15 protein-coding genes are annotated in these 14,640 nt (G+C 39.5%); 2 read left to right on the forward strand and 13 right to left on the reverse strand.

Translation table 11 applies throughout. The features are described 5' to 3' along the window. Positions 1-6: 6 nt before the first annotated feature. The gene (locus tag CRO04_RS03825) at positions 7-1,077 is read right to left on the reverse strand and encodes an ABC transporter substrate-binding protein (protein WP_097002904.1); all 1,071 of its coding nucleotides are present in this window, start codon (positions 1,075-1,077) and stop codon (positions 7-9) included. A gap of 48 nt (positions 1,078-1,125) precedes the next feature. Beyond that, positions 1,126-1,482, reverse strand: coding sequence for a TOBE domain-containing protein (locus tag CRO04_RS03830; protein ID WP_097003096.1), 357 nt, complete (start codon positions 1,480-1,482; stop codon positions 1,126-1,128). A gap of 234 nt (positions 1,483-1,716) precedes the next feature. Here CRO04_RS03830 and CRO04_RS03835 point away from each other — a divergent pair, with 234 nt between their 5' ends. Continuing rightward, positions 1,717-2,922, forward strand: a complete 1,206-nt coding sequence (locus CRO04_RS03835; RefSeq protein WP_207654397.1) for an IS110 family transposase — start codon at positions 1,717-1,719, stop codon at positions 2,920-2,922. 95 nt (positions 2,923-3,017) lie between these two features. Here the strand turns inward: CRO04_RS03835 and CRO04_RS03840 are convergent, their stop codons facing one another. Genes CRO04_RS03840 through CRO04_RS03850 form a run of 3 tightly spaced genes read right to left on the reverse strand, consistent with a single transcriptional unit; the run spans position 3,018 to position 5,385 of the window. Then, complete coding sequence (locus CRO04_RS03840; protein WP_330400770.1) at positions 3,018-3,764, reverse strand: ABC transporter ATP-binding protein; 747 nt, start codon at positions 3,762-3,764, stop codon at positions 3,018-3,020. A 12-nt stretch (positions 3,765-3,776) separates the two neighbouring features. Further along, on the reverse strand, positions 3,777-4,559 hold the full coding sequence (locus CRO04_RS03845) for an ABC transporter permease (RefSeq protein ID WP_097002906.1): 783 nt from the start codon (positions 4,557-4,559) through the stop codon (positions 3,777-3,779). Next, positions 4,552-5,385 carry an ABC transporter permease gene (locus CRO04_RS03850; protein ID WP_097002907.1) on the reverse strand — a complete coding sequence of 278 codons (834 nt, stop codon included), beginning with the start codon at positions 5,383-5,385 and terminating at the stop codon, positions 4,552-4,554. The genes CRO04_RS03845 and CRO04_RS03850 overlap by 8 nt, the downstream gene beginning before the upstream one ends. Positions 5,386-5,565: 180 nt before the next feature. On the opposite strand from CRO04_RS03850, the gene CRO04_RS03855 reads away from it, so the two are divergent. Continuing rightward, on the forward strand, positions 5,566-6,510 hold the full coding sequence (locus tag CRO04_RS03855) for a LysR family transcriptional regulator (protein WP_097002908.1): 945 nt from the start codon (positions 5,566-5,568) through the stop codon (positions 6,508-6,510). Positions 6,511-6,542: 32 nt separating this feature from the next. Here CRO04_RS03855 and CRO04_RS03860 read toward each other — a convergent pair whose 3' ends face one another. The 8 genes from CRO04_RS03860 to CRO04_RS03895 all read right to left on the reverse strand — a co-directional run bounded on the left by CRO04_RS03860 (position 6,543) and on the right by CRO04_RS03895 (position 14,634). After that, positions 6,543-7,025 carry a hypothetical protein gene (locus tag CRO04_RS03860; RefSeq protein ID WP_097002909.1) on the reverse strand — a complete coding sequence of 161 codons (483 nt, stop codon included), beginning with the start codon at positions 7,023-7,025 and terminating at the stop codon, positions 6,543-6,545. Between the two features lie 52 nt (positions 7,026-7,077). Continuing rightward, entirely contained in the window at positions 7,078-7,923 is an 846-nt protein-coding gene (locus tag CRO04_RS03865) for a DUF4886 domain-containing protein (protein ID WP_097002910.1), read from the reverse strand. 137 nt (positions 7,924-8,060) lie between these two features. Further along, on the reverse strand, positions 8,061-8,579 hold the full coding sequence (locus CRO04_RS03870) for a VanZ family protein (RefSeq protein WP_097002911.1): 519 nt from the start codon (positions 8,577-8,579) through the stop codon (positions 8,061-8,063). Between the two features lie 27 nt (positions 8,580-8,606). Then, complete coding sequence (locus tag CRO04_RS03875) at positions 8,607-9,818, reverse strand: Coenzyme F420 hydrogenase/dehydrogenase, beta subunit C-terminal domain (RefSeq protein ID WP_097002912.1); 1,212 nt, start codon at positions 9,816-9,818, stop codon at positions 8,607-8,609. Next, positions 9,815-11,014 carry a polysaccharide pyruvyl transferase family protein gene (locus CRO04_RS03880; protein WP_097002913.1) on the reverse strand — a complete coding sequence of 400 codons (1,200 nt, stop codon included), beginning with the start codon at positions 11,012-11,014 and terminating at the stop codon, positions 9,815-9,817. The genes CRO04_RS03875 and CRO04_RS03880 overlap by 4 nt, the downstream gene beginning before the upstream one ends. 24 nt (positions 11,015-11,038) lie before the next feature. Then, positions 11,039-12,469 carry a lipopolysaccharide biosynthesis protein gene (locus CRO04_RS03885; RefSeq protein WP_097002914.1) on the reverse strand — a complete coding sequence of 477 codons (1,431 nt, stop codon included), beginning with the start codon at positions 12,467-12,469 and terminating at the stop codon, positions 11,039-11,041. Further along, complete coding sequence (locus CRO04_RS03890; protein ID WP_097002915.1) at positions 12,444-13,757, reverse strand: O-antigen ligase family protein; 1,314 nt, start codon at positions 13,755-13,757, stop codon at positions 12,444-12,446. Before CRO04_RS03890 ends, CRO04_RS03885 begins: the two co-directional genes overlap by 26 nt. After that, positions 13,738-14,634, reverse strand: coding sequence for a glycosyltransferase (locus CRO04_RS03895; RefSeq protein ID WP_097002916.1), 897 nt, complete (start codon positions 14,632-14,634; stop codon positions 13,738-13,740). Before CRO04_RS03895 ends, CRO04_RS03890 begins: the two co-directional genes overlap by 20 nt. Positions 14,635-14,640: the final 6 nt, after the last annotated feature.

The raw sequence follows: 14,640 nt of genomic DNA on the forward strand, positions 1-14,640 counted from the left end.
CTTTCCTTAACTGTTAATAATACGGTTCCACTGGTCAATCCAATCACTTAAAAGAGGATTTACAAAAGAATAATCAAGAACCTTTGCATTCTCCGCAGTTTTTCCGTATGTCATACTTTTTGCATTTTCTTCTTCAACTTTAACCTGGTTGTTGGTTGGTGCTTCATTTAACGCCTTGCTGGTCTTATCCTGAAGCTCCTTACTTAAGCGGTAATTGATATAAGCATAAGCCAGATCTTTGTCCTTGCAGTTTTTGGTAATGCTTATTGTGTTAAAGTTTGCATAAGTTACATCAGGAGTTACATAAACCAGATCCGGATTTGCTTCTTTAATAGTAGGTACACCAAAATCTCCTACAATCGCAGCCTTGATCTCCCCAGAAGTAAACATATTAATTAAATCAGAAGATTTAGCATAGGTTTTAACCAGGTTTGGCTTTAATTCATCCAGTGCTTTAAAAGCGGCCTCTCCCTTGTCTGTAGTAACATCTACACCTGCGTGATCACTTGCCATGTAAACCATTGCAGGACCAAAGGTAGTTGTGATGTCTGGGATCGCTATGCTTCCCTCTAATTCTGCCTTCCAAAGATCGTCAAAGCTGGTAATTTCAAATCCAACTGCTTCAGGATCATACATAATGCCAATGCTGTTAATGGTATAGGCAACACCCTGCCCTGCATCTGCCATGGTTTTTGCTGCGCCGATTAAATCCTTGCTGTTTTCAATCTTAGATAAATCCAAAGTCTCAAACAGTCCCGCTTCTATACCTTTGGCAGTCATGGCCTGGGATAATTCGATTACATCGATGGTGCTCTGGGAATCCGCTGACAGCTTTGTATAACGCTCGTTGGTGCTTCCTGTCTCTGTTACAATCTTGCAGCCAAACTCATCTTCAAATGGTTTGTATACCTCTTCTTCCGAAATATCCTCGCTTAATCCATAAGTAGATAATACCAGTTTCTTTTCTCCGCCAGCTGTGCCCTTTTCTGCAGCAGTGGTGTCACCTGCACTTTTTGCCGTGCCGCAGCCTGACAGTAGAATGGCTGCACATAAAGATAATGCCAATACTTTTTTCATAATTAATTATCCTCTCTTTTTATCATTTGCCGGCTTTTGCAGCCGTTGTTACTTATTTACAAGAATGAGCTTCGACTCTGGAAGATACAGGCGGATCGTACTGCCCTCTTCATAGACCTCTTCTGCCGGTCTGCTTACCAGAAATTTGCCTTCCTCTGTCAGAACTTCATACTGATAGCTTTTTCCTAAGAATGTCCGTACTCCCACGGTTCCGGTAAGAACATTATGATCTTCCGTCTCTCCTGCGATCCGTATATCCTCCGGCCGGATTGTGCCGGCAAACAGATCACCATCTTTTTCGGCCTCTACCGTAAATACTGCACCGGCTTGCGTTTTATATACATTTCCCTCTACTACAATATATTTATGGTTAATATCCCTTACAGCCAGTAAGGAATTATCCATCTTGTTACTTAAGCTGTTATAATGATGGAGCAATAGGTATATCGGTTTCCTCCTTGGACTTTGCGTCCGTAATTAAGACTGATAACCAGCTCCTCATTTGCAGCGTTCGTTTTATGCAGGTTGAACTGCTGTCCTACAGTACGTTCGTGTCACACCACAGTAGATTGAATAGGTAATGAGTAAAACTGGTACTTATCCATTGCAATAATCTTTAGGAGTGACAAATTTATGAACATGAACGCAGTAGGTATCGATGTTTCCAAGGGCAAAAGCATGGTCGCTATTCTCCGCCCTTATGGCGAGATTGTTTCCCCGCCTTTTGAAATCAAACACACTTCCGGTAACATCCAATCTTTGATTAAACAGATTAAATCTATCGAAGGTGAATCCCGCATAGTTATGGAGCACACTGGTCGTTATTACGAACCATTGGCTCGTGAGCTTTCTCAGGCCGGCCTTTTTGTAACGGCCGTAAATCCTAAGCTCATTAAGGATTTCGGAGATAACTCTCTCCGAAAAGTCAAATCTGATAAAGCAGATTCTGTAAAAATTGCCCGTTATACGCTTGACAGTTGGACTAATTTGAAACAGTATAGTCTTATGGATGAAATACGCAATCAATTAAAAACTATGAACCGTCAGTTTGGGTTTTATATGAAACACAAAACAGCTATGAAGAACAACTTCATCGGGATCCTTGATCAGACCTACCCTGGTGTTAATACTTACTTTGACAGCCCTGCTCGTGATGATGGAAGCCAGAAATGGGTTGATTTTGCCACTACATACTGGCATGTGGACTGTGTTCGTAAAATGTCATTAAATGCTTTTATCAACCATTATCAGAAATGGTGTAAACGTAAGAAGTACAACTTCAGTAAAGCTAAAGCTGAAGAAATCTATGGAGCTGCAAAGGAGCTTGTTCCTGTACTTCCAAAAGATGATTTAACCAAGCTGATCCTGAGACAGGCCGCAGAACAATTAAATTCTGCATCTAAGATCGTGGAAGAACTCCGTACCTTGATGAACGAAACAGCAGCTAAACTCCCTGAATATCCTGTCGTTATGGAAATGAAAGGAGTTGGTCCATCTCTCGGGCCACAACTTATGGCTGAAATCGGAGATGTTACACGATTTACCCATAAAGGAGCTATCACCGCATTTGCCGGTGTTGATCCAGGTGTAAACGAATCTGGAACCCATGTCCAGAAGAGCGTTCCTGCTTCCAAAAGAGGCTCTTCGGTGCTACGTAAGTCATTGTTTCAAGTCATGGATGCTCTTATCAAAACAAAACCTCAGGATGATCCTGTATATATGTTTATGGATAAAAAACGTGCCCAAGGTAAACCTTACTATGTCTACATGACCGCTGGTGCTAATAAGTTTCTGCGTATCTACTACGGAAGAGTAAAAGAATATCTTATGTCCCTTCCAGAATAACCATAACCACATCCTTTCAGACCAGCGGATAACGGTGGTCTATTTGATTTACTTAAAAAATTAATCTTAAATATTTTCAATTTTCTCTTGACTTTTTATTTGCAGGCTTTATTTAATGTGAGGAAATTTTCAAATCCAATAAATCTGGCAACAAATTCCGTATCTGGTCTCTGGTAAATGTTTTCCGGAGTATCAAACTGCTCAATGACCCCCTGATTCATAACTGCTACCTTATCAGAGATGGAGAAACATTCCTCCTGATCATGGGTGACAAATAACGTGGTAATTCCCAGTTTTTTCTGAATGCGTTTGATCTCCATACGCATGTTAATCCGCAGCTTTGCATCTAAATTGCTAAGAGGCTCGTCAAGCAGCAAAAGCTTCGGCTCAATTACAAGAGCTCTGGCAAGAGCCACCCTCTGTCTCTGTCCGCCAGACATCTGCTGGGGGAAACGATGATCAAACTCCGCAAGACCGCAGACCTCTAAGATATTCCTGACTTTCCGGTCAATCTGTTCTTTATCAAGTTTTCTCATTTTTAAACCAAATGCAACATTGTCATAAACGTTCAGATGAGGAAACAGTGCATAACTCTGGAATACAATACCGAAATTTCTTTTGTGAACCGGAACCTTTGTCAAGTCTTCCCCGTCAATGGAAAACACACCGCACTCAGGCTCTATAAATCCGGCTACCACGCGGAGAGTTGTGGTTTTTCCGCACCCGCTGGGACCTAATAAAGATACCAGCTCCCCTTCCTTAACTTCCAGATTTAATCCTTTTAATACCTGCTTCTTCTTATCATAACGGACATCAATATCCTTCAGTGTCATATATGCCATTTCGCATTCCTCCTATTTTGCCAGGGCGGCTATTCCAAGCGTTTTGTCAACAATTACCATCATAAGAACTGTAACAGCCATTAACAATACGGATACTGCCGACACCGTAGGGTCATAATTATATTCAATGTAATTCATCAGAGTTGCCGGAAAGGTGGATACTCCCGGTCCGGACAAAAACATGGATACCGGTATGTTATTAAAGGAATTGATAAATGCCAGCATAAATGCGGCAGAAATTCCAGAAGTAATATTTGGAAGAACAACCCGGAAAAAAGCAGGAATCTTACCGCACCCCAGACTCCATGCCGCTTCTTCTGCGGAGAAATCAAACTGTTCCAGGCTGGACCCCACCACCCGGATCACATAAGGCAGTGTTACCATAAAATGACCTGCTAAAAGTCCCAGAAATACCGGCACTCGAAAGGACAGTACCAGAAACTGATAGAGCACAAAACCGATTACGATTCCTGGCACTATGGTAGGAGAAAGAAAAACTGATTTAATCAGACCTTTGCCTTTTAATCCTGATCTTGCCAGTGCATAGGCAGCCGGTATTCCCACCAGAAGTGCAATCACCGTAGCCAGCAGGGCAATCTCCAGACTGGTTAAGAATGAAATCCGGAATGATTTTATGGCAAATACATTTAAAAACCACTTAAATGAAAAAGATTCAATTGGAAAAGTTATGGCACTGCCTTTGCCGAAGGCGGTAACAGCAATAATGATCAGCGGCAGAATTAAAAATCCAAATACCAAAACAGCAAAAATGGTAAGCATCTTATTTTTACGCATGGTCTCCTCCTCTTTTATCAAGTCTCGCTGCCAGAGAATTAAACCCTTTAATAACAGCCATTGTTACAACAATCATAATCAGGGAAATAACAGCAGCTCCATTCCAGTCCCCTACGCTCATGGCTCTCTGATAAATAAAGGTGGAAAGGACCATATGCTTATTGCCGCCTAAGAGCTGTGGAGTTGTATAAGCGGTTAAAGTTCCGGTAAATACAAGGATTCCTCCCACAATAATTCCTGGCAGACTCATGGGGAAGATCACTTTCATGAAAGCCCGAATCCGGTCTGCACCAAGACTTAAGGCCGCTTCCATCATATCATCGCTTATATTCTCCATAACGCCTGCCACTGTCACGATCATAAGAGGCAGGAATAAATAAACCGAACCAATGATAATGGCAAAGTCTGTATACAGAAGTTTTACCGGTTTTTCCACAATACCAGCTGTTAAAAGCATCCGGTTGATCAGTCCGTTACTACCCAGAATATTAATCCATGCAAAGCTTCGGATCACCGAATTGGTCATCATGGGAAATATGGAAACGGACAGCAGGATCCCCCTCCATTTTTTGCTGCAACGGCTGATAAAATAAGCGGTGGGAACACCGAGTACCATGCAGGTCACGGTGGTCAGGCATGCAACTTTCACTGTTCTTACAAAAATCTTCCGGTAATATTCATCCTGGAAAAATTCAACATATGCGCTTAAAGGATACGCCCCTGTATGAAGGGTGGGTATCAATACTTTCAAAAGCGGAAGGAACAGACATACCGTCAGAATCACCAGCCCGGGAATTATCATTACAAAAGCACTTTGTTTCTTCATTTTAACCTCTCCATACTTTCTGCACTCCAAATGTGGCTGTTTCTTATAACTATTTATAAGTTCAACTAATTTATATCTATACATTTATTATAATTTATGATATACTGTACGTCAAATACATATAATCTATATTTTGTATGCAGTAAATCTATAATACTCATAGTAAGAAGGGAGAACGCCATGGATTTAAAAGAAGCCCGATACATTCTGGCCATCTACAGAAATAAAAGCATCAGCAAAGCTGCAGAAACACTTTTTATTTCCCAGCCATCGTTAAGCAAATATTTAAAAAATTTAGAACAGCAGCTGGGAACCCGGCTATTTGACCGGGTGGGAAGCGGTTATTTTCCCACTTATATCGGAGAACGTTATATTCATTATGCGGAAAAAATTGTGGAATACGGAATAGAATGGAATAATGAATTTGATGATATTATGCACCATAACCACGGCCGTTTAAACATTGCCCTCCCCATCATGCTGGGTAACAGTCTGATCGGTCCCACTCTGATGAAATTTCACAGTCTTTACCCTCACGTCACCGTGAATATGATGGAGGAAGTAAGTTTTGTGGCTGAGCATACCTTAACGGATCATACGGTTGACTTAACCTTTTATAATGTGCATGAATTTCCAACTGACCTAGATTATCAGATCATCGGAAAAGAGGAAATGGTTCTTGTGTTATCCGCAGACAATCCACTGTCAGAGAAAGCAATTAAAAAAGAAGGCTTTCAATATCCGTGGATAGATTTAAGCCTTCTGTCTGAGGAATCCTTTATTCTGCTTTATCCTGATCAGAACACGGGGGGAATCGCATTACGACTCTTTAAAGAATATGAGATGGAGCCAAAGATTCTTCTCCATACCCGTAACAGTGAGATGTCGATCCGCCTGGCCATGGAGGGTCTGGGCGCCGCTTTCGCACCGGAAAGCTACTATCACTATTTAAAAAGCAGAGAACCTTCCTCCTCTGTCTGCCTTTCTGTAGGAAAAACGCGAAACGATAATACTCTTATTGCTGCCTATCAGAAAAATCGGTATCTGCCCAAGTATGCCAAAGCATTTCTGGATATTCTCACAGAATATTATGAAACAGAGCACGCCGCCTGTTTTGTTAATTAAAATAAATCGCGTCCGGAGATCCGGACGCGATTTTATACGGTCATTAAAACAACACCAAATGTAATTAGTAAATCTAAAATTATGCATACAGCAGTAACACATATAGTAAAAGGAACCAGATTCTTTTTTTGTGGTGTAACAGATCTGCTGATAATAAGAGTGCTTGACAGCAGTCCAAGAAGCATTCCGATTAAACCACACAATGCATAGCCTCCTGCAATCAGAATTGCAGATAACAGATAAGACCACTTAGGTATATTTTCAAAAGGCACATAAGGTTTCTTTGAATTTAGATAGACCCCATCCACAGCCAGGTCAATTTTATTGCCAATTGCGGTAAGGTGGACTATAGTTCCATCCAGATTGATCGGAAAATCAAAAAGCCGGATAAACATGCTGTTGTTCTTCACTGGAGTTGAAACACCATCAACTACTGCCTTTCCCCTAAACACACCTGTTTTAAACGAAATCTCGTGATTAATTCCGTTTATCGTAACATTCCATTTGTTTCTCATACGTATTTTCTCCATCTGTTTATTGATTATATCAAAATAGCAGAATACTCTGCTACTTAATACCTGCCGCAATCAGCTGTAATTTCCCAGCCGTTTGTGGATCTAATTCTCCTGAATACTCAATTCCCTCCGGAGACTGGTCATAAAGAACCTTATATAAGACACACGCAGAAAGATACGTCCCTGCAGGCGATGGATGATTTCCATCTTCATCCCATAATTCAATCTCAGGAAACTGTGAAGAACACCGCATGAAAGCAATTCCTGCAGGAGCCAGCATGGCATCCAGTTCCTTTGCGATATTCATATAATGATCTGCAATTTCAGTCTGCATCTCGGCCCTTGTTTCTTTATATTTAAGACCTGGAAATAATTTTATGTTTATCCCTTCTTTAAAAGCCCATGTCATGAAAAATACCGATTCGCCCTGGGCCTGACGGACCATGGCGTCCAGGGTCCTTGCTGCGGGATACATCACATCTTCCCCCATTGTGGCAATTCCGCTTTGTTCCTGTAAAATCACATAATCCCAGGTGTAGTTCTCCAGTGCATCATACACCTGGCTTCCCACCTCGTCCTCACGATCTGCAAAATACTCCAGACGATAGGAACCTTCTGTCAGTTCATAGACTTCAGGCATATATCCCGCGCTCTGACTGAGTTGCGTAAACACAGAGGGAAGGTCATTATAATAAGTCAGACTGTTTCCCAAAAACAAGACAAAAGGCTGCTCTTTTACCGAATCTGGTTTCTTTAAATTCAGATCCTGCGTAAAATCCATAGGCTGTACTCTGTTTTTCTTAATCGCGCCGGATATCAGCAGATATCCCCCTAAAAGAATTGCTGCCAACACTCCTAAAATAACAATAACTATCTTTTTTACTGTAGATGATTTCATAATCCTACTCCTCTAATTTGTCTCTTATTTTTATCGGCATAAATGAGAAATAGAATAGCGATATTTATATTTTTGTTACTTTTTAGTAAATTTTCACAAATTTAAGTCATTTTATGTAACGTAACTTTTCTCGTAATTTACTGTTTTTTACTATTTATGAAACCAGTATAAATCACCCAGCCAACTAATGTCCCTAATGTATTCATGATCACATCATCCAATTCGCAGTTCCCTCTCTGGGTCATATACTGAACTGTTTCAATAAAAACACTTAACACACAGCCTGTTAAAATGCAAATCCGGCTGTTTCGGGCTTTCGGAAAGCATAAAGGTAATAATATCCCAAAAGGTATGAATAACATAAAATTTTCAATTACATAGACATGGGAACGCAGCGATATCCCCCAGGTACCCATCACTGCCATATTTACTTTATTCCTTGATAAGGAAGGTCTGCAAAAATAAACCGTTCTTGCAAGTACCACTAAGTATGCAACCCAGAGAAACAGACTAATGCTTTCCCTTTTATTCTTTTGTTTTTTTCCCAGACAGCACCTTATTCCTTTTAAAAAAAAATATGCCGCAATTGCTGCTCCAATCCCCGACATTAAATAAGAAAACGGCTGTTTCATATCCTCTAAAATATACGTAATCAATTATATAGGTCCTCTTTCTATAACAATTTATAGCTTCTTCCTGGCAATTCTTTCAATAGTGCCCTTAAAACGGCTGATTTTATGTTTTAATCCAACTCGTTTCCCATAGGATTTCAAAAGTTTGGCACTATACTTGGGATATCTTCTCCCCATTGCTTTTAAAGCCAGTATGGTTGTCCCCATTGTTGTGCGTCTTTCATACTGATACGACTGATAGAAAGGCAGTTCCTTTTCAAATTCAGGGTAATCCGATTTCGTCAGATATCCTGCTTTACATGCCATTAAAAATAAATCTTTTCCACTCCCGGTCCTGCAAAAGACAACATTTCTTCCCGCAGCTTCCGTAAATAACGGCTTGTTATCTTCTCCCAGATACCAGGCATCTCCGCAGCTGATATCCGCCATTTCTCCGATTCCATCAAGACAGAACCGGCACATTTTACGTATGTCCCGCCCCAGCGTATCCCTCCACGCACTTCTGTAATCCAATTGAAATGTCACACCATACCGGTCAATAGCTGTTGCGTAGCCAGGCCACCCATCGCCCCGGTACCTTAAATAAACACACCCCTCTTTCCCGCACCCCATCTTATTTAAAAGCTGGATATTGGCTTGTTCACTTGGTGCACCCGCACAAAAAAATGAAAACATATATTTGATATGATCACAGACTCTTTTATCTGTTTTTGCAAAATTGCGCAAAGCGGTCACATCGCAGGGCTTTCCTACAAATGCATATGTTTCATCTCCATTTAAATAATCATTGATATCCCCTAACGGAGCCGAAGCCGAATATCTTGAACCACAGCAAACCAGTAATTCTTCCCGCGTTCTGCTTAAGAATGTCTTCGTGCCGATTGGATTGTCCGGATCCATTTTCGTCTGTATAACTCCATCCACCATTTTATTATCCAGCAAAAATAAGCATAATGAAGTCAGAACACCTCCGCTGGAAGCCTCAAACCAGATACGTTCATCTGTTGAATGTGACAGATAGACACCGGTGCTGCGTCCCCATACACTTCCCTTTTCCAACTCCCTGCACTGCATTCCACCGGCTGGACAAACTTTATCACAAAATGTATGAAAGTCCTTATCATTGCCAACAGCGTATGAAAATCCTTTCTTATCTTTTTCCCATTGTGCTTTCTTTTGTGATATGCACAAACCACAGCCTGAACAGAATTCCCTGTACATCTCATTACTCCCGGTATAAACTGTATTTTCCTGTCTGATCAATTTCCTTCACCTCCATATAGCAGTGTCTCAAGATTATCTTTCAATAGATTTGTTTTTTCACAAGCCAGCCCATTGCACGCAATCACTTCATTTTTAAGTTCTGTATGCTTATCAATCCATTCCAGTGTTTTTTCTATTGCCGAATCAGTGTTATCCGAGCATCCATGTATGACCCTGCCATACCCCAGGCTGTCAAATAATCCTTCAAACTTTCGGCTGTAAGAAAATGGGACACAGGCTACGTTTGCAGAAAATGCCCCGATTGCTGCATGCATGCGTGCAGCAATAAAACCATCCATGCATGCAATATGAGACTTTACTTCCATAGGTGTGGTAAAATCATCGATCACCTCCAAAGCCGGAAATTCCTTTTTTAATGCATGTACTGCAATCAGATCATTATCCACATTTTGTGTTTGATAAGAAAGAACATGGGGAATTAGAAAAACCTTATATTTTTTCAGGAGACTCTTTATAACTTCCCTGCAGTATCTTTGATAATCAACGGTGAGTCCAAATTGATTGTCTCCGGTGTAACCTCCATTCCAAAGCAGACCGGAGGGATTGAATCCAATGCTTACAATATTATTGCTATGTTCCCTTTTTGTATAGGGCAGAGCAAATGCCACATCAGTAGTCAGGACCGGTTTTCTGCCGCTTATTTTAAATGTATAGTCTGCTGATAACTGGTCACGGGCATAGACCTCTTTGCAGCCACTAATGACCTTTACAGCCATATCCCTGACATCTTTATCCTTGAAAGGTCCGATTGTCTGGCTTCCAAGCACAAGTGGAATTCCCATATCAATGATTTTCTGTTTTAAAGCAGTGCGTACAAAAAAACGCCTGCGTCCATAGATATCTGTAAAACTGTCTCCCGCTGTAAAATCAAAAACAACATTGCATGTCTTTATTTCAGATGAAATCATATATTTTCCGCAAACCATTTTATAGAAACAAAATCCAATATTTAAATTCTTATAGGTATACTTTGGCAGAAATTCCCTCATACATATTTCGTAATTTCCTTTTGCTTTTAGAAATTTCTTTGCCGGAAACGTTGTTATTATTGTTATTTCTATTCTGTCTTTCTGCCTTTTTGCAATCTCATCAATTAGATTTAAAAAAGCATAGGAAAGAGCTTCACAGCCCTTATTGCCTGCATGAAACAGCAAACCTGTTATTCCAATTTTCATATGTACTACTCCCCGGCCTTTCGCTTATTTTTTTAACATCTTAACGATGTCTTTTCTTTTTATTACCATGATTACTGCAAGTGCTGCGATCAGACTGTAACGGATCATCGTGTATCTGTAAATTTCTGAGATAATTACGGAAATCAGAACCACAAAACAGGACAAACCTAAAATCCTCTTATTATCATAGACATGATGAAAACCTAAACGTCTGATACAGCAATAATGAAAAAATGCCAGCAGCCCATAGCATACCAGTGTTGTATATCCTGCAGCAAAAAATCCGAATTCTGGAATAAATATATAATTCAAAACTAAATTTAAAACTGCAACTGAGCATGTGGCTGCCATTACTGTTTTAGTTTTTTTCAAATACAATTCCAGCCTCATGTATAAAGAATAACAGGCTGTAAAAAATACTCCTGCTGCCACCGATGGAATTACATAAATTCCGCTGTGATAACTTTCAGGCGCTAAAATGCAGATAATTTCAGGTGCAAACAAAGTACATAATATGGTAAGTCCTGAAAAAAACAAAAGTACCTGATTGCCTCTGGCTTTTATTGACTGATAATTTTTCCGTTCCATCTGCTGATAGATCCATGGAGCATACGATGCATCTACCGCATTCCAGAAAATCAGCATGATACCTGCCACTGTATAAGCAACATTGTAAACTGCGGTTGCGCTTGTATTAATCAATTTGCTGATCATGATCCGGTCCGAGCTTGAAAGAACATACATGGACAAATAATGGGGGATCAGCGGAAGATTAAATTTCAATGCATATTTCCAATAAGCAAATTTTATCTTCCCCTTTGCTTTTATTATTATGGAAATGAAAAAGATAACTCCAATAACAATGGACACAGATTCAGCTGCCATTACTTTTGTTACGGCCTTATTCTGATCGGATGCCATCAGTACGCAAATGACTGATAAAACGAATGAAAGTAAGGATGCCACTATGGTAACAGCCGTAATTCCTTTATATTGATACTCAAACCGCTGTTTTCCCATCCAGTAATTATAAGCCGGGGTGAAAATAAAGTACAAAAGCATTAATGCCATAAGGCTGACAGGCATATCAAACAGAGGATTTAACCACCTGTAAAACAAAAAATAAACACCCATACATAGAAACGTACATAGATTAGCCAGGCACAGGATGGAATACGTAAACGATTCCCTGTCTTTTTTAAAGTCTATCATTCCATTATTAAAAACACCGCTGGCCATATTTAACGTTGCAATAATATAAAGCACGCTCTGCCAGGAAGTAAACGTTGAGATAATACCATATTCCGATGAGGACATGATTCTGGTAAAAACAGGTCCGCTGATCATGCTCAGGCCTTTTTGAAAAAATTTCGCAAATATCATTGCCATGGAAGATTTCGCAACCGGAGACATAGCATTCCATTTTTTTCTATATTTCATTAGATAATTCATCATTTACAGGTTCTCCTCGTTTTATAAGCTGACAATGGACAAAAAATAATGATAATATAAGAAACAACATCCGAAAATCATCTGATGCAGCAAAAGACAGACCGCTTATAAAGTAAACAAAAACTGTAGTCAATATCATGAAACCAAATGTACATTTCCCCCCTCTCCCAGTCAGGTCATTTTCCATGTTTCTCCACAGTTTTAAGATAATACTGATTAACATAAGTATATAACTGATTAAACCTGCCAAACCATACCGGTATAGATGTACCAGATATTGGTTTTCAATAGAAGTCTTAATCATGCGTTTCCCGGTTAAAGTCATGAAGGTATATTCGAACGGGCAATTCGGACCTAAACCAAATAAAATTTTGTCTTTCACTGCATCAAATATCCAGGTGTATAATAAAAACCTCTGCCCGATCCCATTTGCATTGGAACCAAAGGAATCGGAAATTTCATTCGCAGTTTCATAATCATACAATGCAACAAACATGGATATAAACTGATTTAAAAAATTATATATAACCGGGATATGAACCACCAGAAGTACAGCCGCTGCTGCTGTAATAACCTGCATAAAATGTTTTTTTATATATTGGACCATTCCTGATTTCAACAGCCAGACAAATTGCAGGAAGAATGTACATAAAATAATTGATCTGGTCAGCGTTGCAAGTATATTTAAGAATACTAATCCGTATATAACCCCATATCTTTTTTTGCGAACCTCTTCCTGCTGCATTTTCCACACAACAACAGGTAAACACAGCATCAGAAATGCACCATTATTTGTAAAATTTGTACTGGAACCATAGCTTCTGTATAATCCAAATCTGTATCTTTGATATCCGGCAGAATGCACCAGATCCCATATATTAAATCCTGTTAAACACTCAATAACTCCCAGAGCTGCGTATATCCCTAAAAAAGCCAGAAATACATTGATAAACCGATTGATATCCTGTTCTTTCTGCAATAAATTATATATAATAATCAAAACCAGGCACGTGTCAATGATATAACCAATGCCTGTAGAAAATTGCAGGTGTATAAACGAAATAATCCCGGTAATTACAAAGTAAATAATCATGGGAATGTCAATGATCGTATTGGATATGGATAGTTTGCCTTTTCTAAGTATGAGACAGAGAACTAAGACAAATAGAATAATGATCCGGTAACTAAATGCACCGAAAAAATATAACCGCCTCGGCAGAAACATTACTAAAAATGCAAATATATCGATGGTGAAATTTTTTAATAAAATTTTATTGCCCATTATAGCCATTACAATTTTCCTTTTCTTCATATGTAGTTAAAATCTTCAAATAGCTTTTCAGGGAATTGATACAATTTTTATACACAAACCCATTCTTTTTGTGGCTGCTTTTCTGTACTGAATCCGTGGCAGCATCTTCTTTGTGATATACAGTGATTTCAGGACAATAGATGGATTTCATATTATTTTTCATTAAATGCAGGAAAAGAATATCTTCTTCCATATATAGAAACGTGCTGGGATCCAGCCCCTCAAACCTTAAACTGTAATTTTCTGAAAAAACCATAAAGCAGCCGTGAATCCCCACATTTTCATGAGAAACCAGCCGTTCCTCCACAGAAAACTGCGGTATATGCTTATGGAATCTGGACATCAGCCACCGGTAGTGCTTATCAAGACCGAAGAAGTTTAACCGCAGCAGACGGTAATATCTCCGGACCGCCCGCCTGGCAGTCTGTGCCGACAGTATCTCCTTACGCAAAGGGGAAGAACAGATGCTGCCTTCACCCGTTATAATCATAGGTCCCAGAACGGCATAATCGGTTTCCTCATATTTCTTTTTTAACTTTTTATAGATCCATCTCTCAATTAGAAGAACATCATTATTCATTAAAACAAGAAATTCAGGATGGAAGTGTTGGTTTGCGTAAGAAAATCCTATATTGTTGCCCCGTGCAAATCCAACATTAACATCACTGTGAAGCAAAATAATATCAGTATCTTTTCCAAGAATCACATTTAATTCCCGAAAGGAATCGTCCGGGGAACAATTATCAACAATAATTATTTTATAATTCCCCGTATCAATATACCTGCGTATGGATGCCACACAGCTGATTGTCATATCGATTGCAGTATAGTGAAGAATCACAAAAACAATATCCATTAATTA

Source organism: Lacrimispora amygdalina (genome assembly GCF_900205965.1).
GTDB classification, from domain to species: Bacteria; Bacillota; Clostridia; order Lachnospirales; family Lachnospiraceae; genus Lacrimispora; species Lacrimispora amygdalina_A.